The organism is Janthinobacterium sp. B9-8, assembly GCF_000969645.2.
In the GTDB taxonomy this organism is placed as follows: Bacteria; Pseudomonadota; Gammaproteobacteria; order Burkholderiales; family Chitinibacteraceae; genus Iodobacter.
The window spans coordinates 564,427-586,171 of sequence record NZ_CP014222.1; the positions used below are offsets into that span (position 1 = coordinate 564,427).

General features: G+C 45.9%; 20 protein-coding genes and 1 pseudogene. 13 read left to right on the plus strand and 8 right to left on the minus strand.

The features are described from left to right. Window positions 1-38: 38 nt before the first annotated feature. A complete protein-coding gene (locus tag VN23_RS02465; RefSeq protein WP_046353365.1) occupies window positions 39-401 on the minus strand; it encodes a winged helix-turn-helix transcriptional regulator in 363 nt (120 codons plus the stop codon). A 109-nt stretch (window positions 402-510) separates the two neighbouring features. On the opposite strand from VN23_RS02465, the gene VN23_RS02470 reads away from it, so the two are divergent. Beyond that, window positions 511-1,278, plus strand: coding sequence for an SDR family NAD(P)-dependent oxidoreductase (locus VN23_RS02470; RefSeq protein WP_046353364.1), 768 nt, complete (start codon window positions 511-513; stop codon window positions 1,276-1,278). 87 nt (window positions 1,279-1,365) lie between these two features. Here VN23_RS02470 and VN23_RS02475 read toward each other — a convergent pair whose 3' ends face one another. The 4 genes from VN23_RS02475 to VN23_RS02490 form a co-directional block, all read right to left on the minus strand. Then, window positions 1,366-1,689, minus strand: coding sequence for a DUF2845 domain-containing protein (locus tag VN23_RS02475; RefSeq protein WP_046353363.1), 324 nt, complete (start codon window positions 1,687-1,689; stop codon window positions 1,366-1,368). Window positions 1,690-1,832: 143 nt separating this feature from the next. Next, window positions 1,833-3,617, minus strand: a complete 1,785-nt coding sequence (recQ, locus tag VN23_RS02480) for a DNA helicase RecQ (RefSeq protein WP_046353362.1) — start codon at window positions 3,615-3,617, stop codon at window positions 1,833-1,835. Between the two features lie 454 nt (window positions 3,618-4,071). Further along, window positions 4,072-4,785, minus strand: a complete 714-nt coding sequence (locus VN23_RS02485; protein WP_046353361.1) for a hypothetical protein — start codon at window positions 4,783-4,785, stop codon at window positions 4,072-4,074. A gap of 252 nt (window positions 4,786-5,037) precedes the next feature. Further along, window positions 5,038-5,583, minus strand: coding sequence for a cysteine hydrolase family protein (locus VN23_RS02490; protein WP_046353360.1), 546 nt, complete (start codon window positions 5,581-5,583; stop codon window positions 5,038-5,040). 409 nt (window positions 5,584-5,992) lie between these two features. Here VN23_RS02490 and VN23_RS02495 point away from each other — a divergent pair, with 409 nt between their 5' ends. Further along, window positions 5,993-6,805 (plus strand): arylamine N-acetyltransferase family protein, encoded by an 813-nt coding sequence (locus VN23_RS02495; RefSeq protein ID WP_052746771.1) that lies wholly within the window; start codon window positions 5,993-5,995, stop codon window positions 6,803-6,805. A gap of 178 nt (window positions 6,806-6,983) precedes the next feature. On the opposite strand, the gene VN23_RS02500 is transcribed toward VN23_RS02495, so the two are convergent. Continuing rightward, window positions 6,984-7,421 (minus strand): SRPBCC domain-containing protein, encoded by a 438-nt coding sequence (locus VN23_RS02500; RefSeq protein ID WP_046353359.1) that lies wholly within the window; start codon window positions 7,419-7,421, stop codon window positions 6,984-6,986. 765 nt (window positions 7,422-8,186) lie between these two features. Then, window positions 8,187-8,345, minus strand: a pseudogene (locus VN23_RS02510) (transposase); the annotation flags it as partial. Window positions 8,346-8,935: 590 nt separating this feature from the next. Here VN23_RS02510 and VN23_RS02520 point away from each other — a divergent pair. The 10 genes from VN23_RS02520 to VN23_RS02565 all read left to right on the plus strand — a co-directional run bounded on the left by VN23_RS02520 (window position 8,936) and on the right by VN23_RS02565 (window position 19,440). Beyond that, entirely contained in the window at window positions 8,936-10,279 is a 1,344-nt protein-coding gene (locus tag VN23_RS02520; protein WP_046353355.1) for a SpaN/EivJ family type III secretion system needle length determinant, read from the plus strand. Next, entirely contained in the window at window positions 10,276-11,190 is a 915-nt protein-coding gene (locus VN23_RS02525; RefSeq protein WP_046353354.1) for a FliM/FliN family flagellar motor switch protein, read from the plus strand. The genes VN23_RS02520 and VN23_RS02525 overlap by 4 nt, the downstream gene beginning before the upstream one ends. Before the next feature lie 4 nt (window positions 11,191-11,194). Further along, a complete protein-coding gene (locus VN23_RS02530) occupies window positions 11,195-11,863 on the plus strand; it encodes an EscR/YscR/HrcR family type III secretion system export apparatus protein (RefSeq protein ID WP_046353353.1) in 669 nt (222 codons plus the stop codon). Window positions 11,864-11,923: 60 nt separating this feature from the next. Further along, window positions 11,924-12,187 carry an EscS/YscS/HrcS family type III secretion system export apparatus protein gene (locus VN23_RS02535; protein ID WP_046353352.1) on the plus strand — a complete coding sequence of 88 codons (264 nt, stop codon included), beginning with the start codon at window positions 11,924-11,926 and terminating at the stop codon, window positions 12,185-12,187. 77 nt (window positions 12,188-12,264) lie between these two features. Then, window positions 12,265-13,038: a type III secretion system export apparatus subunit SctT gene (gene sctT / locus VN23_RS02540; protein ID WP_046353351.1), complete on the plus strand. Its 774-nt coding sequence runs from the start codon at window positions 12,265-12,267 to the stop codon at window positions 13,036-13,038. After that, window positions 13,038-14,099, plus strand: a complete 1,062-nt coding sequence (locus VN23_RS02545) for an EscU/YscU/HrcU family type III secretion system export apparatus switch protein (protein ID WP_046353350.1) — start codon at window positions 13,038-13,040, stop codon at window positions 14,097-14,099. Before sctT ends, VN23_RS02545 begins: the two co-directional genes overlap by 1 nt. A gap of 671 nt (window positions 14,100-14,770) precedes the next feature. Beyond that, a complete protein-coding gene (gene sicA, locus VN23_RS02550; RefSeq protein ID WP_046353349.1) occupies window positions 14,771-15,334 on the plus strand; it encodes a type III secretion system translocator chaperone SicA in 564 nt (187 codons plus the stop codon). After that, entirely contained in the window at window positions 15,300-17,174 is a 1,875-nt protein-coding gene (gene sctE / locus VN23_RS02555; protein ID WP_052746770.1) for a type III secretion system translocon subunit SctE, read from the plus strand. Before sicA ends, sctE begins: the two co-directional genes overlap by 35 nt. A 70-nt stretch (window positions 17,175-17,244) precedes the next feature. Continuing rightward, a complete protein-coding gene (locus VN23_RS02560) occupies window positions 17,245-18,273 on the plus strand; it encodes an IpaC/SipC family type III secretion system effector (protein WP_046353348.1) in 1,029 nt (342 codons plus the stop codon). An 84-nt stretch (window positions 18,274-18,357) separates the two neighbouring features. Next, entirely contained in the window at window positions 18,358-19,440 is a 1,083-nt protein-coding gene (locus tag VN23_RS02565) for an IpaD/SipD/SspD family type III secretion system needle tip protein (RefSeq protein WP_197433006.1), read from the plus strand. A gap of 255 nt (window positions 19,441-19,695) precedes the next feature. Here VN23_RS02565 and VN23_RS21675 read toward each other — a convergent pair whose 3' ends face one another. After that, complete coding sequence (locus VN23_RS21675; protein ID WP_156455100.1) at window positions 19,696-20,091, minus strand: hypothetical protein; 396 nt, start codon at window positions 20,089-20,091, stop codon at window positions 19,696-19,698. A 338-nt stretch (window positions 20,092-20,429) separates the two neighbouring features. On the opposite strand from VN23_RS21675, the gene VN23_RS02575 reads away from it, so the two are divergent. After that, window positions 20,430-21,656, plus strand: coding sequence for a PrgH/EprH family type III secretion apparatus protein (locus VN23_RS02575; protein WP_082752561.1), 1,227 nt, complete (start codon window positions 20,430-20,432; stop codon window positions 21,654-21,656). Window positions 21,657-21,745: the final 89 nt, after the last annotated feature.

Below are 21,745 nucleotides of genomic sequence, written 5' to 3' on the forward strand. Positions count from 1 at the left end.
TTTCCTACTAAATTCCTAATAATTAGCTTTTTTTAATGTTATTTTTTAGAAAGAACTTGTACTTCCGGGGCATCCATTTCTTGTTGCAGTTTTTCTAGTTCATCCAGAATATGAAGAAATTTTTGCCCGAATGCTGTAACGCCGTATTCAACGCGCGGCGGCAGCTCCGGGTAGACGGTTTTTTCTAAAATGCCGAATTCCATATTTTTACGTAAACACTCATTCAGTACTTTGGTGCTCAGGCCTTCCACACAGCGCACCATTTCACCGGGTCGATTAATGCCTTTGGCTAAGAGGCTAAACACGGTAAGCGACCATTTGCAGCCGTAAATGGTTTCAACCATGCGCGCACTGCGCTCTGGTGCTGTTTTTTGAGAAATTCTTTTGCTCTGATTAATCATCAAGATGTACCTGTTTGTGCCTACCCTACCGTTTTGTGCTTGGTTTTCAGCGGCATAAGGGGGAAATAAACTCTGTTCACACATCTTACTGATTCACGGAGCAACACCAATGAAAAACTTAAATCAAACGATTGCCCTTATTGTCGGCGGCTCTAGCGGTATGGGGCTGAGCACGGCAAAGCGTTTATTAGAGCAAGGCATTAAAACGGTGATTGTAGGTAGCTCTGCCGCCAAATTGGCGCAAGCGCAGCAGCAATTAGCCGGTTTAGGTGATCTTGAAACTATGCAGACTGATTTATCCAATACAGGTGATATTGAGCGCTTGATTGCCTTTGCCCGCAACCATGAGCAGCCGATTAAATATTTAGTTAATGCAGCCGGATCATTCAATCCCAAGCCATTTCTGGAGCATGAGCAGCAAGATTACGATCAGTATTTAAATTTAAATCGCGCTACTTTTTTTATTACCCAAGCCGTGGCTAAAAATATGGTGGCCAATGGGGGCGGATCAATTGTCAATATTGGCTCAATGTGGGGTAAGCAAGCCATTAAAGCTACGCCTTCATCGGCTTATTCAATGGCTAAAGCGGGTTTGCATTCTTTAACTCAGCATTTGGCGATGGAATTAGCAGAGCATCATATTCGTGTGAATGCGGTTTCGCCCGCTGTGGTGCAAACGCCGATTTACCAGTCATTTATTGCCGCCGACCAAATCGATGCCGTGCTGGCTTCATTCAATGATTTTCATCCTATAGGCCGGATTGCCCAGCCGGATGATGTGGCGAAGGTGATTGAGTTTTTACTGAGTGATAAAGCGGGCTGGGTAACGGGGGCGGTTTGGGATGTAGATGGCGGAGTAATGGCGGGGCGTAACTAGCAGCTTGCCGGGTTTTTCCTGCGATTGCTTAAGCCTGATAGGCTGCGTGGCTTGGCCGATATGGGCCAAGCCCTTTTTAGGCTGCTTTTATTTGCCGTAACCCAGTGTTTCGATTTGCTCAATTTTATTATTAATGGCATTGATCCTGACCATAAGGCGGTTGGGGCCAAAGTTGTATGTCCAGACCTGATGCTCGGCAGCCCTCTTGTTAGGATCAACTACGGTTTTGCCGTGTCTGTTGGTATAGGTAGCGGGCACGCTATATTCTCTTTTATCGCTTGGAGGCCCGCACTTTTCTTGCGCCATAAATAAAGGGTCGCCTGTGCTGACCAAACTTTGTTCACAACGCATCGAATCAGCAAAAGCCATCGTGCTGGAGCAAAAGAGCGCAATTAAGCAGAGAGTTTTCATGGTATTGCCTTGTGAAGGATGAGCATGGCTGTGATTAAAATGATTTAAGCAGCATTGAGCGATGTACGTAAATAGATCGAGGCAGATCATGCCTTTGGGCTATGTTCTTCACAATGGCAATATTTATCTTTAATAACAGTTGCTTACATATTTTCTGCAATCACTTTTAAAAAGTCATCGCCGTATTTTTCCAGCTTTCTATCGCCAATACCCGAAACGCGGGACATTTCGTAATGATCCCCGGGGCGTAATCTCACCATTTCTTTGAGTGTGGCATCGCCAAAGATAATATAGGCGGGCACATTTTGCTCGTCGGCCAATTCTTTGCGGCGGCGGCGCAGTGCTTGCCATAGGGCTTGATCCGAGCTGGTAATAAAGTCGCTGTCTTTTTCGCCTTTGTAATTAAATTTCTCGGTGCGCTCACGTAAAAACAGCGGTGTTTCGCCCTTGAGTAAGGGCCGCGCAGCATCGGTGAGCTCTAGCCCGCCGTGGCCGGATTCATTTAAGCGGATGGCGCCACGGGCCAAGAGTTGGCGAAACACGGCGCGCCAGCTGGATTCGTCCACATCTTTGCCGATGCCAAAGGTGGTGATGCGATCATGAAAATGCTCTTTTACTTTGGGCGTTGCCTTGCCTTGCAAAATATCCACCAGATGGCCAACGCCAAAGCGATTGCCGGTTCTAAAGATACACGACAGCGCTTTTCTGGCCGCCTCGGTCATTTCCACCAGTTTGGGCGGGTTGATGCAATTATCGCAATTGCCGCAGCGCTGGCTTTCTTCGCCAAAATAGCCCAGCAGCGTCTGGCGGCGGCAGGCGGTGGCCTCCACTAAGCCCAGCATGGCATCGAGCTTGCGCCGCTCCACCAGTTTTTGCATATCGGGGGAGTTGGAATTATCGATCATGCTATTGAGCAAGATTAAATCTTGCAGGCCGTAAGCCAGCCAAGTGTTCGCAGGCAAGCCATCGCGCCCCGCACGGCCGGTTTCCTGATAATAATTTTCTATGCTCTTGGGCAAATCAAGGTGGGCCACAAAGCGCACATCGGGCTTATCGATGCCCATCCCAAAGGCAATCGTCGCCACCATCACCACGCCTTCGTTCCGAATGAATTGTTGCTGATTCTTAGTGCGCACGCTGACATCCAGCCCAGCATGGTAGGGCAGGGCCTTGATTTCCTTGCTTCGCAGCCAAGCGGCGGTGTCTTCAACTTTTTTACGGCTTAAGCAATACACAATGCCCGAATCGCCCTCGTGCTCGCGGCGGATAAAGGTGAGCAGCTGATCGCGGGCGTTTTTTTTCTCGACCATGGCGTAGCGCAAATTGGGCCGATCAAAGCTGGAGACAAACTTTTGCGCGTCTTCGAGGCGCAGCCGCTCTATCATCTCGGTACGAGTGGCATGGTCCGCCGTGGCGGTGAGGGCAATGCGTGGAATGCCGGGGAATTCATCGGCGAGTAAGGATAGCGCCAGATATTCCGGCCTAAAATCATGGCCCCACTGCGATACGCAATGTGCCTCATCAATCGCAAACAAGCCAATCTGCGCACGCTTTAGCAGCGCCATAAAGCGCGGCGTAACTAGCCGCTCTGGCGCGACATACAGCATCTTGAGCTGGCCATTGATAAACGCGTTTTCTACATCACGCGCCTCTTCCTGATTCAAGCTTGAATTTAAATAAGCCGCCGCAACACCCAACTCTTTTAAGGCGTCCACCTGATCCTGCATCAGCGCAATCAAGGGCGACACCACCACACCGCAGCCATCCCGCAGCAGCGCGGGGATCTGATAACAGAGTGATTTCCCCCCGCCAGTAGGCATCAAAACCAGCGCATCCCCACCCCCCGCCACATGGCTAACAATAGTTTCCTGCTCACCGCGAAAACTGCGATAACCAAAGACGTGTTCGAGGACTGAATGGGGGGACATGGCGAATCTTATGTGCAGCAAAGGGAGGATTGTACCCGTGTGCGGGGCGAAGCTAAAACCTAGCTGGGTTTGGAGGGAAGATTTACGGGGAATAAGTAATGTAGGGCGCACTCGAAGCTCGAGCGTGCGGCAGTTTTCGTAGCGTAGGGCGCACTCGAAGCTTTGCGTGCGACAGTATTTTTGTCGCTCAGCGAAGCGCAGTGCGCCGTGGGGTGATCGCATTATCAATTACTCTACGGCGTACTACGCAGGGTGAAAAAACGCTACCTGCTTTGAGTACGCCCTACAAGATTTAACTCACGGGATTCAATTTTATTTGCTCATTCGGAATCGCTTTGGTGCGTAGGCTGAAGCGGGTCAACTTGTTGCCGGATGGGCAAGGGGGAAACAAGGTGCTTAGTTAAATATATATTCAGTTAAAATAATAGTCGCCTTATAAAACCTGAGTTTATTTTTATATTTGATGCGAAAATTCTTTATCCCATTCATCAATATTGAGCTGGAATGCACACAATGGGCGTAATTGGTTTATCAGCCATTCCCTATCAATTTGTACTGTATGTAGTGGATAGTTTTCTTCTTCTTCATTCTCTGTTTCAGCTTCATAATCCATAAAGGTAAGCCGGACAAAGTCATTGCATCCTTCTGCTCGTTCAGCACCAAAAATAACATTGTCATCGTCGCTGTCATTATCAACCATTAAAATTGGCTGGGTTGTTGGTATGCCAGAGAAAGAATTTAGCTGTGTTAATAAATCGGTGATTGTTCTACCATAAAAGCCTAGCTCACATGTTTCATCTCCAAAATCAGCATGCTTTATAACGAGGTCAATGTCCCAATATGGGTTTGAATGTTTGATAATTATTTGTTTGTTTTTTGGGAATGATTCAATTGAATTTTTCAATGCTTGTAAATATTTTTCCCATTCATTATCAAAGCCAGAAAAATGATTTGTATTAATCGTAACCGATTGATATTTGTAATCATGCGTATCGGTAGTGTTTTCATATTCAGGAGAAAAATTCAAGGGTGAATTAAATATTTCTCGCGTTCTTAATCTGAACAAAAAGGGTTCTGTTAGCTTATATAACAGACCTACACGGCTACAAATCGCAATTTGATAATTTGGCGTTTGGCTGGGGGAAAATAGGATAGATGATTTAGACACGGACTTATTCCTGCTCCATATTAAATAGGTGAGCTTTAAAAACTAAGCAAACAATATTGCCTTTTTATCTTGTATGACAATTGTGCTTGAAGCAAGTAGGGTGTAGAGCGCACTCGAAGTTCGAGCGTGCGACGATTTTTTGTCGCTCAGCGATAAGCGCAGTGCGCCGTGTGGAAATTGTGATATGTGTGTGGCGTACTGCGCAGGGCGATAAAGCCCGCCCTGCTTCGAGTACGCCCTACAAGATTTAACTTACGGTATTGAATTAAATTCTATTTTCTCAGCCAAAATCGCTTTAGCCCGTGGCCCGAAGCTGGTCAGATTTGAAAGCGTGACATTGTGATGGGCAGAAATTTGTGCGGCAGAAAGCACATCGTTGTCCATGGTGGAATGGCCGTCAGCAATCAACGTTACAGGGTAGCCTAGGGCAAGGGCACGGCGGACTGTGGTGTCTACGCAAAACTCGCTTTGCAGGCCGCAGATTATCAAATGCTCTGCGCCAAGGTCTTTGAGTAGGGTATGCAGATTGGTACTGTGGAATGAATCCGATGCCGTTTTTCTGATAAATAAATCATCTGGCTGCGCTTGCAAACCCGCAGCCAGCTTCCAGCCATCCGAGCCATATTCAAGCGGGCCACCATTTTCTTCATGCTGGATATAAATAACAGGAACACCATTCTGGCGTGCTAATTGGGTCACAGTATTAATACGGCTAATTACTTGAGCGGCTTCAAAGGCTGCATATTCGCCACTGCAGAGGGCTTCTTGCACATCAATCACGAGCATTGCGGTTTTCATAGTGGCCTTGTGGTGATTTAAAAAAGATGAATATCAAGAGTATAGAACGAGCGTATGCTTGAAGGTATAAGCAAGATGTACTTGAAGATTAAGTAGGACGCACTCGAAGCGAAGCGCAGTGCGCCCTATGGTGATATGGGCTAGGAGGTCTATGGCCCACTGTGCTGGGCGATAAACCTTGCCCGGCTTCGAGTACGCCTACGCTGCGGGGGGAAGCTTCTCCTGTTTTCGAGCCCTGCAGGGCTGTATTTCAATTAACCGAGGTCAGAGTAAAGATAAATCCGCTTGCTTCGGCCCTGAGAGTAGATGAGGCATAGCGGTTAAGCGTTGCAGGGTGAGTGGCTAATAATTACAATGCACTGACGTATGCCTATAATCCCCGCTGTCTACCGCCTGAAAAGATATTCCTATGACTTGGCTTAATTATTACTTAAAGCGCCTTTCGCTAACAAGCTGGCCAACGCTCGATCAGGCAGGGCTGGCGTTTCTGCAGCGGCGGCATATTGAATCGATTGCATTTGGCAACGTTGATCTGTTGCTGGGAAATACCCCAAAGCTAAATCATGACGCTTTAGTTGAAAAACTATTAATTCAAGGCCGCCCGGGATATTGCTACGAGATTAATACGCTATTTGCATCGCTGTTAAACCACCTCGGTTTGAAAACCACTCTGCATATGGCGCGGGTTTTACTGAATAAAGAGCTTGTACATGAACGGCCCAGATCGCACTTAATTATGACTATAGAGCAGGAAGGGCAAACGTGGCTATTAGATGCGGGCTTTGGCGGTGGAGGGATTTGCGAGCCTATTTCATTACAGGCCGGAGTGGTTTTTGATCAATCTATTGATCGATATCGCTTATTACCAGAACAAACACTTGCCGGCTGGTATTTGCAGCGCGAAATAAATGGCGAATGGAATAATTTATATTGGTTTGATTTAACCACGGCTTATCCGGTAGATTGCCATGTGGGTAATCATTATGCTGCAACAGAAAGCGAATCAATATTTTTGCGTGATCTGATGGTCACGCGTATCGATGGTATTCAACGCTTAGTGCTGCATAACAGGCAATTGAGTATCCGCAGCAAAACGGATAGCAGCTTTAAAGTAATCTCGACGGCTGTGGAGTTGCAAAACATCCTTGATCATTATTTCGGTTTTGGTGTGCAGCCTGATCAGGCTGAGCTGCTTTTTAAAATGGGCGATTGCAAGGACTAATAAGGAAGGGCTGATTAAATCGTCATTCTCGAATGTTTGCATCGGGAATTTAGTGCAAAGATTAGATTTTTGCCTGTGTGGGAATGATGAAATTGAATAAATCAGGAATAAACCGAGGGCAGAGCGCAGTTAAAAATAAATACATTAACTAATTTATCCGTGGTCTGTCCCTATTTCCCTATTTTCGCAAGACTTCCGCTGCCAGTCGTTGCAAATTCTGCTCATTGGCCGTAGCGATAAATTGGGCGATCTGTTCGTAGTGTTCAACTAAATCGAAGGTTTGACGCCAGTAGACCTGAGTCCCTTGCTCAACTGGCCTGAGTTCAATCGTCAGCATGAAGTGATGGCTAGACAGGTGCTCAATCTCGAATAGCTTGGCAGGCACGATACGCGTGAAACGGCTTTCATTTGGGTAATCCTCGCCTTTTGGTCCGTGCATGGTGAGCAGCCAAGTGCCGCCCGCTTGAAAGTCAAACTGGTGAATCGTGTTCGTAAAGCCATCAGGCCCCCACCAGCGGGCGACCCGAGCTGGGTCGCTCATCGTGGCGAAGACCTGAGCTGGGGTTGCTGCCACAAACACGCTTCGTGAATCGGAGCGCTTGTCGATTGCTTGCATATTGCTACTCCCTGTTGGGCGGCTTAGCCGCAGGCGTAAGCCGTGATTTTGGTATGGGGTGCTGAGCGAATTGAGCAGGTGGTTTGTGCTTGACAGTGTAGTTTAGTGTGGGTTGATAAACCTAAGCTGCCCTACAGGACTACAGGGCTGATGTGCTCGAATGCCGGGTTGGGCGTCATTTAATTTTCTCGCTGCTCTCAGGCGTTTGCTCCGTAAATGCTTTCAGTCAGTCAGCATACTGTGCGTCGGGTGGTATCAATCCACTTTCGCGCGGGCCACTAAAGTCGATGATGCTGACGTATGGCGCGCCTTTCCCAAACTTCTTAGTGAAGGCCGCACGGACCTTGTTCCCGTGTTTGATTAAATCGATACACAGTAGGGTGCTAAAGAACGCGATGTCATCAACATAGCTGTGAATTCCCTCAACGCTATCTGGGTACTCTTGGTTCGTATCGCCAGCCGGAAGTGGCATACCGAAATAGTACTGAGGAATTTGTTCATTTGGTATGGCGCCACTAGCAAACCTGTGAATCAAGTGGTCACGTTTTACTATCGCCTCTCGCATACCAAAAAGCGACTGATCGAGAACTGAGACGAGTGCAAGTGGCCTGCCATACGCGGATATCTTTTCGAAAACTAGCTTCTTGAGTGTCTCGATTGGTACAAATGGGGCTGGAAATGTCCTCATGTCTACGACGACCCGATATTCGACATCGTCTGGTATTTGGCCTGCGGCTAGCTGTTCCTTGAATAAACGTAGCGCGTCTTATTTTCGTCATCCAGCTCTTTTATGCGCGTCATCATCGAGACGTCCATGCCGCCAAACTTAGCGCGCCACTTATAGAATGATGCGGGGCTCATGTCGTGTTCACGGCATAGATCCGGAATGGTCGAGCCGGCTTCGGCCTGCTTTAAGATCGCCATAATCTGGCGTTATCAATTGCCTTCGGCTTTCATGTAGAACTCCCCAAATACTGCGAGAAAATCCCACTTAAAAATGAGCTGGTTTTGTGGGGGGATTACCATCTTCTTCGTTTTCTCGTTTAACTTTATTCCGTAAATAGGGTGCGTAATAGCTTTAATAATATGCCTCATGAAAGGTTTACAGAGTCGTAATGTCATGATTTTAGCTTTTGAAAAATAAGCGATACGTCTTGTACTGCTTCAGCCAGTATCTTCGTTCCTTTAAATAAACTGACAAAATTATCTGTGTAATGGCAAGAGGATAAGGTTAATTGAGGCTACTACACATTGTTGCTCTTCGGTTATGTGACAAAACTGACGAGTCATACCTTTTTTAGGTAACGACATCGTACTTGTCCCATTTATTTAAATTGGGGTGATGAACATAATCTAGGCCTTATTAGTGTGGTCTCTAGAAGTGTGCCGTTTGGTGCAAATGAGATCTGACCAAGCATCATTTTTCTGCATTTAAGTGTGGTGTTTGACTGGGTATTTTTCGCTTGATATTGAACAGGATGGGGGTCTCGCTCATCGTAAGGAAATCACTGTAAATGAAAATTCACTCGCTTGGGGGCAAACACCTAGGTCTAGAAGAGCGTAGTACTGGCGTTGGGGATGCTCTGGAGAGTGCGCATGCGCACCTAGTGTTCAATGTACATGCCAAATTTGCCGACGCCGATGCTTTGAAGATTATGCTTCAAGGGTTGCAGGATATTGGCCAAGCGCCGTTACTTGACATGTTAGGCGTAGATCCAACACCGCCAGAATGCCAGGCTAATTGTGTAAATGCCCAGGCTGAGACGGATTCGTCGGCAGATCTAGGCATTGCTTTACCCCTTTCTTGGGCTCCAAATCTAACTGTAGCCTTGGATTCTCTGAGTTTGAAATGGCCGAGTTTAGACCCTCTTGCCAAAGGTGAAACAAAGGCGCCTGTTGAACAATCTGCTCTTGCATCCCTTCAAACTTTATCTTTATTGACATCTGTGGTGCCGCCCAGTGTTGTAGGGACAAAGCGGTTAGACGTGGAACGATTGCACAGCACGCCTCAATCCATGCGAAAAATCAGTCGATTGCAAGAACAAGAGGAAAGAGGGGCATCAAGCCTATTCCCTTTTCCTCCAATCATAAACCAGCTCAGTGAACCTGCTGAGGTACTGATGTCTGGCGCATATAGCCTACCAACCGCTTTTGTGGAGGGTATGCACCCCCTTCGCTTGACGCCAGATGTCGGGCAAGGTTTAAACACAGCGAAGCCTGATGTGCCTAGTCAAGTCAATACGGCAGTTCTTGGGGCCGTACTTGATCGTTCGCATCTTAAACTTGCGGTGGGGGGCGCAGAGCTGGCTATGCTGGCACCCACTTCAGTGGAGGGGCAGATAGTAGGGCCGCTTGTGCTTGCACGAGGCTCGAAGGGTTCTGCGGTGCCGTCTGTTTTTGTAGGGAACGAATCTGCTTGCGAGCTGCCTGCGAGCACATCACAAGCGGGCCAGGCTGAGCGACCTATTCGTGCACAAGAGCTTGTGACGAGTGCCTTATTACAGCTGCTGCCTGAGCCAAATTTGAATGGCCCACATTATGAGTTCGTTAGTAATCCCGCTGCACGTTCTATGCCCGCCCCTATAGTGCAAGTGCTTCCTAGCCCTGTAGAGCAGCAAGGGTTTACCTACCATTTTAAAAGTTGGGGCAATGGTGCGTTTGTAAGTGTTAATACGCTGAGTGCTGCTGATGTGCGATTTGTGCCGTCAGATGTACAGGTTCTGCAGGCCTTGCAAACGTATGGAGAAGACCATGATATGCCGCAGCACTGGCGTGTTGAGGCGAGCGAACGTCGTGATGATGAGGCGCCACGCAGGCAGGCACGGGCTCTGCCTGTTGAAGAGGAAAATGAAGAATGATGCCCTTGAGTAGTTTGCGCCGGGTAGATGTTGCCAGCATAGAGCGAAGCCGTGTTCTGATTCGCTTGCGTGGTGCAGGTTACACCGAAGCGGCTTTGTTACCGCTTGGCAACGCTCGCTACGTTCGTCTGCGCGGTGATCTGGCTGGTTTTGGAACCGTGATTGCCCTGTTGGATGTGCACGCTTGGGCTGGCCACAGTATGCCCAGCTTGGCTGGCATTGCTTGGCACTGCGTGGATGAAAAGTTGTTGTGGAATCTATTGGTCGAGGAATTAACTCAACTCACTGGCACGGAACACGGGCTTGATTTGACGCATATCGAGGTACTGGATCTGCTTAGCACGCCTTTAGAGCATGCGCTACCTTGTGTGAGCACGCTGAGTGGGGGCTTATTTGTGGAGGCTTTAGAGCAGGAAGCTCACCAGCTTGATGCGAATTTTGATTTTAACGCAGTAAAAATTGAGTTGGCCGCTAATTTAGGGCGTAGTCACTTAGCTTATCAGACCATCCCGACTTTAGTGTTGGGCGATGTTTTATTGATTAAAGAAATCGATTGCCAATTGAATTGTGGCACTCATCCCCTATTTACGTTTGAGCTTTATGAGGAGCAGTTGATGTTGCAGGATTATGCGGAACAAGAGGCGAGTATAGGCATTGTACCTGAGTCGGAAAATCAGCTCTTAGATTTAAAAAAAGTACCCGTTGAATTAACTTTTGTATTGTTCAAAAAAATGCTTAGCATGGCTCAATTGCAGTCTATGGATTTAGGTAATGTGATTGATTTACCGATAGAGGCACAAAAGCATGTTGAGATTTATATCAATAAGGTGTGCTTTGCAGGTGGGGAATTAGTGCAATTGGACGATGGCCGTTTGGGCGTAGAAATTCAGCGCTTAATACGCTCGGCATAATTCAATGAATGATATTTCACTTATTGCCCTGCTGTCATTTGCTACTTTGTTTCCATTTTTAGTGGCATCGGGCACTTGTTTCGTTAAATTCTCGATTGTATTTGTATTAATTCGCAATGCTTTGGGTGTGCAGCAAGTACCCTCTAATATGACTTTAAATGGTATTGCATTGTTGCTTTCAGTGTTTGTGATGATGCCAGTAGGGCAGCAAGCCTACGATTATTATAAAACTGAAAATGTGAAGCTGGATAGTGTAGAGGCTGTTGTTAATTTCATGGATGGTGGTCTGAGTGGGTATCGTGCGTATTTAAAAAAGTATTCAGATCCGGAATTGGTCGATTTTTTTCAAAAGGCACAAGCGGGGCGCTTGGGTGAAGTTAAGCAAAATACACAAAAAATTACGGAGCCAGAGTCTGAACCGGCGATTATTGCGCTATTGCCAGCTTATGCCCTAACCGAAATTAAGGAAGCATTTAAGATTGGTTTTTATTTATATTTGCCTTTCATTGTTGTAGATCTAGTAATTTCCAGCATTTTATTGTCTTTAGGCATGATGATGATGAGCCCAGTAACGATTTCTGTGCCCGTAAAGTTAATTCTATTTGTGGCAATGGATGGTTGGACTTTACTGGTAAAGGGGCTGGTCATGCAATATATCGATCTTGCTGCTTGACGTTAAAGTTTTTTTCTTTCCGGTGATCCAAAGCAGGAATAGAAATAAAGGACAGGTTATATGGATGATTTGGTATATGCCGGTAATAAGGCGCTGTATTTGACTCTTGTTTTATCTGCGGTTCCGGTGGCCGTGGCGACATTAGTGGGGCTGTTGGTGGGTTTGATTCAGACCGTAACTCAATTGCAGGAGCAAACGCTGCCTTTTGGGGTGAAGTTGATCGCCGTGATTGTGTGTCTATTTATGTTTTCAGGTTGGTATGGTGAGCACCTACTGAACTATGCGGTGGAATTGATGCATTTGGCCCTGGATCCGCGTCGCTAATTTGTTGTTAGCGAGGTAGGGGTAAAGGAAATGTTGAGCTGTTTTTTTATATGGTCAGATTGTCATAGCCTATGTTGATGTATGAGTTATTTGCGCGCTGGCAAGAATATATGTTGGCGGCCGCGTTGATTTACGCGCGGATTGCGGTGATTTTTTTATTTTTGCCTTTTTTGAATAATAACGTACTCGGACATATGGTAACGCGTAATGCGGTGATTCTACTGTTGATATTCGGGTTGTGGCCTCTAGTGGGGGTCGATGTATCTCAGGTGAATGGGGGGGATTATGCGGTACTGGCTTTAAAAGAAGCTGTAGTTGGTTTGGCTCTGGGTTGTATGGTGGCTTTTCCATTTTGGGTATTTCATGCGATTGGTGCTTATATCGATGTGGCGCGTGGGGCCACTATCAGTAGTTCCATTGATCCGGTGAATGGATTGGAGTCGGCAGAAACCTCCAATCTGTTGAACTTATTTGCAGGGGTGATTTTTTTAGAGGCTGGCGGTATGCAGCTCTTGTTATCGCTGTTAATAGATAGTTATCAACAAGTCGGTTTGCTCAATAGTATCGAAATCCGTTTAGAAACCTTGATCCCCTATTTAGGGCGCTTAGTGGCAAATAGTTTTATGTTGGCGGCTCCTGTATTGCTAACGCTTATTTTGTCTGAAGTGTTACTGGGTTTGTTGTCGCGCTTTACTCCGCAAATGAATGCCTTTTCAGTATCTCTCACGATTAAGAGCATGATTGCCTTTTTTATTTTTATGATTTATTTCGGTCCCGTATTTCCGGGTGAAATGATGAAGATGATGGGCGACTTTGCTGGTTATGAATTATTTGTTAGGGGTGGGCGTTAATGGCAGGGGAAAAAACTGAAAAGCCAACGGCTAAAAAACTACTTGATTCGGCTAAAAAGGGTCAATCTTATAAAAGCCGCGACATGGTCGTGCTGTGTATTTTGGTTGCAGGAGTCGGTTTTACTGCAACGCGCTCTTTTAATACGGTAGTAGAAATGTATTGTGGTTTTATTGAGAAGGGTTTTAAAACACCTCCGGCGGATGCGGCACGAGAGCTTGTTTTTGCATTTCTAACCCTCTCCTTGCCCATTATTTTGGCCTGCGTGGTTGCCACTGTATTGCCATCGTTATGGCAAAGTCGCCTTGTGCTTGCAACTGAGGCAATCAAAATTGATTTTAGTGCTTTGAATCCGGTTGCAGGCTTTAAAAAGCTATTTAGTATGAAAACGGTAAAAGAGTTGGTAAAGGCCGTTTTATATTTATTGCTAACTATTGCAGTGGCTTATGCTTTTTGGGTTTTTCAAAGGCATATGCTGCTAGCTCAACTCTATGTTTCAACTACAGAGGCAGGGGCGGCTTGGGTTAAAGCGGGTGTGATTCTTGTGTTCTATTGCGTAGCGGCCTTTATTTTCATCATTGGCATGGATGCCTGGGTAGATTATTTACTGTATATCAAAAACCTCAAGATGGAAAAGCATGAGGTAAAGCAAGAGTATAAGCAGGCGGAAGTGAGTAGTGAGGTGAAATCACGGCGTCGTGAGGTGCATGAGGAATTGTTGTCCGAGCAAATAAAAAGCGATGTGGCGCAGTCACAGTTTGTGCTTGCTAACCCGACCCATATTGCAATTGGGGTGTATATGGATACGGAGTCGCTACCACTGCCCTTTGTGTCTGTACTGGAAACAGAGCAAAAAGCGCGTGCGGTGATTGCTTATGCAGAAAAAATTGGGGTACCTGTGGTGCGTGATATCCGTTTAACTCGTGCCATTTTTAAAGTGGCAACGCGCTATACCTTTGTACCCTATGAGCTGGTCGAAGAGGTGTACAAGGTACTGTTTTGGTTGCTAGAAGTCGAAAAGGCCCGCGCAGGAAATGGGGATTCTCCTACGTTAGAGTCATGATAAAGGTCATGAATGAGGGGGTATTTGCCTTAATTTAGACCTGCATCATATGCATGACAAAGCTGGGTAAAAAATAAGGGGCTTTTTGTTAAAGCATCTGTCCCAAATAAAAGAAGGCCAGATGGGACATGCTTAGCAAGATGGTAGGTTCAATGCAAGGCATCTCTCTCGATGCAAATCTGTAGATCAAAAAAGCAAAGTTCATTCAGCGCTAGCGCTCGTTAAATCATGCTTGCGTTTTTTTGCTTCGTATTTTTATGAAAGTTTATCTTTTAAAAATTTTAATTCTTTTAAATTATAACGGATACCTCATGTTGAACATGAAGGATATGGGCTTTGCTGTCTGCAGTTTAACTCTTCAATTTAAATATACCTTTTATAAATTAGAAAAAATTTCGTGATTTATGTGAAATAGGTTGTATAGCTTACAAGCTGTGCTTGCTGGTTTAAAGATAGTTCGCTAGAGATGTCTTGGTAAATAAAAAATATAGTCTTTTGCATTAACCCCTCGTATGTACTAAGCGTTGCCTTAAGTAAAAGGGGGCGTGGCTGTTTATTGAATTACTTTCAGGAAGAGGGGGAGTGTCGTTTTTTAATAGTGAGCAATATATCTCCGTGGTTTAATTAACACCGTCAGCCCAGTGGTAAATGGCGGATTAAAGGAAAGCAAGATGAATCGTATGAATGAAAACTTAATGGATGAAGGCGCTGCTGAGGTCTTATGGGAGGCAGTACTTAATGGTGCGTCACTTAAAGATATTCAGGGCATTCCTAGTAATGTAATGGAGGGGATTTATGCCTATGCATTTGAGTTTTATCAGCAGGGGCGCTTGGATGAAGCAGAAACATTTTTTAGGTTTTTGTGTTTGTACGATATGTATGACCCAGACTATGCGATGGGCTTAGCGGCCATTTTTCAGATGCGCAAAGAGTATCTTAAAGCGGCTGGTGCATATTCACTTGCTTTTGCTTTAGGAAAAAATGATTACCGCCCGATGTTTTATGCGGGTCAGTGTAATTTGCATTTGAGAAAGGTAAGCAAGGCAAAGCAGTGTTTTGAGACGGTGCTGTTGCATGGGGCGAAGGGGACATTAACCGAACGGGCACAAGCTTATTTAAATGCTATGCAAAATGTGCCGTCAGAAGCTGAAGTTGAGCCAGAAACTGAGTCTGAAAATGAAATGAAGGAGTTTTTCAATTATGAGAGAAATACTGATCCAGCCAAATCGTTATAGCGTGAATCCTGAGGCGTTAAAGATCAGTCAAGATTTGATCAAGGGGCCGATGGAAGCAGTAGGTGCTATTCATGATTCTTTGGTCAAGATGGAGCTGCTGGCACAAAGTGCGGATGTGGATTTGGGGGCAACCAAGCCTTCTGGGTCTAGTAAAGTTCCGCAATTGACGCCGCCACGTGTATCGGTGGCGCAACGTCAAGCAGAGCCTGATTTGTCGCTTGTTGCGGTAATGGCGCAATTGATGGAAATCATGCAAGACATGTCAGTGAATGGCTTGAAGACCAAATTAGAAGCTTTTAAACAAAGTGCGGATGCGCGTGAAGCTGCTTTGGCGAAAATAGGTTTGGCTCTGGGCGAGGCACAAACAAAGGCCGATACGTTGAATGCTAAGGCAAAAGATCTGGCGAGCAGCCTGCCAACAGCGGCGCAAGTAAAGCAATTTGAGGCTAGTTTGCAGCTTGCGGTTGAGAATAGAGAGCGAGCAAAAAAAGAGCTTTCAAATGCGCTGGAAAATCTTAAACAGGCATTTATTGAGAAGTATGGCCCAAATACACCGTTTTCGGGCGATGCAAGTAAACCAGAATCCCTCGCAGATGGAGCAAAGATTCTCAAAGCCTCAAAGGCTTTGGATGAGGGTATGCGTGGTTTGACAAAGGTTGAGAATGAAGCAAGGGCCGCGTGGAATACAGCTAAAGAGCAATTTCAGCTGGTGCTAAATGCGGGCTCTGCTGCACAGCAGGCACAGGCTGATCTCATCTCTTTGCACTCACAATTTAAAGAGAAGGGGGGTGTGCGGGCGGTACAGAATTTGGGTCAGGTACGCACTGGGGCTGCTGAGCTGACTTTTCTGTTGGGCGTCTTGCAGGACATCATTGGTCAAACTAGCGAAACAGAAATGCAAGATAAATTGGCGTTAATGAAGGCGCGCCAAGCTGAAGTAGTCAAGGATTTGGAAAAAAAAGCGGAGGAATTTGCCGCTGAGCAGCGAAAGGCAGAAGAGCTTAATCGAATTATGGGCTGCGTAGGTAAGATTTTGGGGGCTCTATTGACCATTGCAGCCGTGGTGGGGGCTGTGTTTACTGGCGGAGCCAGCTTAGCTCTGGCAGCGGTTGGCGTTGCACTCATGGTATTGGACACGGTGCTCGAAGCCGCTACAGGAAAAAGCCTGACTGAGCGAGTGCTAAACCCGGTGATGAATGCAGTGGTTAAGCCTTTGCTGGACGCCTTGACTAAGCTAATGAGCGGCCTTTTACAGGGGCTCGGCGTGGATAAAAAGATTGCCGATATTGTTGGAACAGTGCTTGCTGCGGCGGTCTTGGTACTCGCGGTGATTCTTGTGGCGATAGTTGGCAAGGGGGCGGCAGCAAAAATGGCTGAAAAATTTGGTACAGCGATCTCAAATACCATTTCCAAGATGATTCCTGCACTTATTAAGCAGTCCGCAGCAGCGGCCAAAGCTGGCTTTAATGGGCTAAATAAATCTGTGATGCAATCCTTCGGGAAGCTGGCCAATCGTGCAGGTATCAACGTTGGAGATGTGGCTATGAATGCCACACGTTTTAAAACGGCGCAGGTAGTGGCTGGTTTTGCTCAGCAGAGCATACAAGCTGGCGGCCAGATCGGCGTTGGGGTGCACCAAAATAATGCGAGTGATGCGCTTGCAGATATCACTTTTAGCCGTGCTAGCCAAGATGTATTTAAGCGGGCTATTACTGACGCGATTAAGCAAATGAGTGAGCAAATGTCGGTTGTTAATGACTTGATGAAGCAAATGTCTATGACGAATGAGCAGCAACATACCACTGCACAATTTATTTCGCAAAGAACACGTGCTGCTTAAACATTGCATATTTTTTAAATGAAATAGGGCAGCTTTGTCCTAAGCAGTAATTTAGTTTAAAGGTGATTTTATGACGACAGCGATTTCAGCAGCTAAAAGTGCCCCTGTATTTTCTACTTCCGCAGTAGTCCTAAAAAGCGTGGCGGATGTAAAAGGGACTGCCGAGGGCAAAACCCTTAATGCGGCGTTCGAAGCAAAGGCTGCAGCACTACCTAATGCGGCTCCCCGTAGCAGCATCATGGCAGGTGCCCCTGATTTACGCGTGCCGGAGTTGGGCCTAGATGCCGCGGCTACCCAGCAAGTTATTGATGCTTTGGATGTTTTAGCTGACGTACCGCAAGGTGATAGTTTTGCGCTACAAACCTTATTTAGCAGCGACAAAATGCGTGGCGTACCCATGGATAGCGATTTATTACTCGCCTTAATTGTGCAACTGAAGGCTTTGCAACTGGAGCAAAGTGCGAGTGAACGTAACCTAGGGGGGAAGCTCACCGCATTGAGCTTTGATGGCTCTAAGGCAATGGCTGATTCGCATCGTTTATCTGGTAATGCGGCGCTTGGAACGGCCATTAGCAGTGCCGCTATAGGTCTTGGTTTTGCAGGTTTGTCGTTACAAAAAGGCGTGAAAGCGCATCAGACCAATAAAAACTCTTTGATAAACAATCAAGGTAAAGCGAATGAACTGAGGGTGTCGGTAGAGAAAAGCCAATTGCAACTTCGTAATCATCCAGACACACCCAATGAAGTCAAAAAAGCTGTTGGCATGAAAAATGAGGCTAGGCTGGGTGATGTTAATCGCTTGGAGCAAGCACATAGCAAGGAAGTAAGCCGTTCGAGTAAATTGTCTGGCCAAGCCCAAGTTATTGCCACTCTGCCCGTAGGGACTCTCGTTGATGGGGTGGGGCAAACTGTACAAAAAAATGAAGACGCATTGCGTACCATGGGTGATGCAAGTGTGAATGTAATCAATCAGGCGAGCAAAAATACGGATGATGTAGGTAATGGCAGCTTGGATTTAGCGAAGCAATTGCAAGCCATGCTGCGTGATTATGTGCAAAGCAAGCGTGATGCGTTTGCCGCTGTGGCCAGTAAAGTTTAAGCCGATCCGAGGTTTATGGTTTGTACGGCCAGAAGGAGTGAAATTTTACTTTTGTGCCGTGCACCCCTTTTTTTAAAAGGAAGCATGATGTCCATAATGAGTGCTGTGGAGTTAAGGCGGAATGCCTCCTCACTTTCAAGCCAGCAAACACACATAGAAAAGCCTGTCTTTGATACGCCTCTGGCGCAATTGGGGGCGGTGGAAAAATGGGATGCCAGTGTTGCTCGTGTACAGCAGGCTTTGCACAATATCGTTGTACGGCCAGAGGGCCTAAAAGTGGCCTTAGAGGAGCAGGCTTCTGCAGAACAGGTGCTGCAGAGCAAGGTTCGAGAAGTAAGTAGCCAGTTGCCGCTTGAGAGTGCTCACCTTCGTGATAATTTGCCACCTGAGTTTCTGGCATTGCAGCACCAAGTGGGGGGGGGCTTGAATACCGAGAGCACGCTCAAGTTTATGAGTGATCGGGAAATTCTGGCGATTGTTAGCGGCAGTATGGTCGATATAAAAGAAAACTATCAAAAAATATTTGCGAGTGCAACTAGCAAATATGCTGATTTCTTTAAAGATTTTAGTGCAACGATTACCAAGCTGGCTGGCTATTTTAAAGCAGATGGTACAAATGATATGAAGGTTGATGTTGATTCATTGCAAAATGATTTATTAGCCGTTATGTCAAAGCACAAAAACGTGGCCTTAGTAAGTTGTGATACAGAGCAAGAGGCAAAGTACTGGGCTAAGGAGTTGGGTTTAGCTGCCGATGCAGATATTTCAGGGAGCTCATGCCCAGCATATATAAAAATGAAAGATGGAAAATGGTGCGTGTATCCTAATCTGGAGCCTTTGGTGCAGATTCTTGTGGCGAGTAATTATAATAACGCTGGTGACAAGGTTAAGCTTGATCTTTCTCCGAGATATGGTGAGGCGGGTGATCCTGCTTATACAAAGAACAGTGGTGATTGGGCGCGGAGCAGTGGCGCTAAATTAAATAATGCCATTTTTCAGGCTTGGCAAACGTCTCATAGTACTCAAAAAGAACAGATCCAAAGTACGGTGCAAGTTTTGGCTGAAAAATTTGGGCGAGCTAACTCAATATACGACAATATTGTTAAAGTATTGAGTAGCATGACTTCTTCTTTGGAGGAAGCTGCAAAAAATGCTTTGCGGTTTTAATTTCTAGCTGATTGTTTTGTGAGGCGTGCTAGAAAATATACGAGCAGGAAGGTTCGTGGATAAGTTTATGGATATCTTAAACTTTACAAACAATATATATCTTCTGTTAAGTGCGGTGGATATTACAATGCATATGCTTATTTAAAGAAATAAGCATATCGACAAGTTTACATTTTTAATGTTTATTTTTTCATGTTGAAAATGAATGATCCTGTAAATATTTCTGTGTAAATGCCTTTGGAATTACTGGTGGCATTACTTAATATCTGCATATCGGTTAATGCTTTGAGGTGAAGGATCGATTTGATCCGGCTGATACAAATGTTGATATTGCGTTTTTCTAACAAGAATAGCTTCATTACGGCGGCCTTCCAAAACGTTCCTTGCGGTATTGTTTTTGGTAATTAACGTCAATAGATATTTTTCATTTTTTAATCGCGTGATATTGGAACCTATGGCGATTGATAGCATCTCTTTATTTGCAAATGGCGTGTAAAAAAATCCCTGCTTAGGACGGGCACGCTTATTTGTATTAAAAATTCCTAGTAGCCTGCTTATCAGGTTTCGTCTATCTCTTCGCTCGTTTGTGCCAAATAAATACTGCGCTGTATTTGTACAAATTGATATTAACGTTGTTTCTGATATATCCACGCCACGCCACTATTTTAAAAACGAGAGTGCCATTTTAAGTTTTACTAGGCATTTATCGCTATAAAAAAACGATTACTGATTAAATGGTGGCAATCAAAAAAATGGCGATCAAAGGTGAGTAAGTGCGCTGAATATAGAGTTAATCCTATCAGCCCCCATCCGGTTTAGTACCGGTCTGATATTTTTTTCTTGGTTTGGAAGGCACAATGAGTAATCAGTGTGGCGTGTTGAGACAAGGCGATGTTTTTGTCTTGAGATGGGGCGCTAGCTCAGTCCACCAGTGCAATAAACGATCGGGTTTAATGTGCATTAATTAACTTAATAAATTAGGGCAATTCGTGAGTTTTACTTTCAAAGCCTTGTCTGGTCCGTTGAATGGGGTGGAATTTTCTCTAAGTCGTGAGGCCTATTGTATTTGTGTAGGGTCTAAGGGAGAGGAGGATGCCCAGTTGGCTGCGAGTTTGGCACTGACTGAGCGCACCTTGTTTGTTCTGGCTAGTGCACCGCAAATTAATTTCTCGCTGCATTTGGATGAAGATCTCGCTGGGGATGCTTTTAGCGTTACGGTGTATCACCCGGCACAGCATGAAAAAATTCAGCTTAAATACAATGAAATACAGGCGGTTGGGGGCTTGCGTTTTGCAATTAAGCGTTCTGACGAGCTGTGGTGTGATGAGGTATTGCAAGGGAATGGGCTGCAGTTGCTGGTTAGTGAAGCTGCCGCTCAGCCAAGCAAGCTTGTTTGTTCGCCTGCAACGGGCAAGACTGCTTGGGCAGCTTTGGTGCGGCGCCTAGTTGGGGGGTGGGGCTTGGTTGTATTGCTTACTCTCCTTCTTTTGTTGGGTGGCGGTGCGTTGGCTTGGAACGCCCAATCATCAACTCCCAAGATAGAGAATATACATAAAATTTTACATGGTTCGAGCAATGCCTATACGGTGAGCTTCGGGCGTGATCAGATATACACGGTGTTTGCACAGACTGAGCGTGACGCATTGTGGGCGCGCCAAGCTTTGATGCGCAGTAGCTTGCACACTGCTTGGAGAGTGACCACGGCTGCGGATGAAAGAAGGCGTTTAAGCCCTTTGCTGGAGCGCGAAGGTATTCTGTTCTTTACCCTACGCTTTCAAGCACCGTTGCAGCCTACTATATTATTGAGTAGTACTCGTATGAGTAATGACGCCAGCACCCAAGCACGTGTGCGTAGTCTGCTTATGCAGGTCATGCCCTATGCCGAGCAGGTGAGCATGGAGTGGCATAGCGACACAGTCGTTGCGGAGGCCGCACAAGACAGTCTTAAACGGATAGGTTTTGAGTATCGCCTACAGCAGGGTGAAAAAGAGATCGGTTTAATTAGCTCAGTATATGCAGGTGATGTACGTCTGGCTGAGTTTAAGCGTGTCACTGAAGCGTTTTACGCTACTTGGGGCGATCGCTATGTTCATTTTAATGCTGAATTACGTGATGACTGGCTTAAGGATAAATCATTTAAATATGGTGAAGAGGGTTATGTGCGCATGAGTCCCTCGCACTGGTTAATTGGGGAACCAGTAGATCATTCAAGTTAGAAACATTGTTTTCTAATCACGAGGATAATCACCGTCGTTTGTGATTAATATTATTAGTTTAAATTTGGCCCTATATTAGGTGGGGCTTT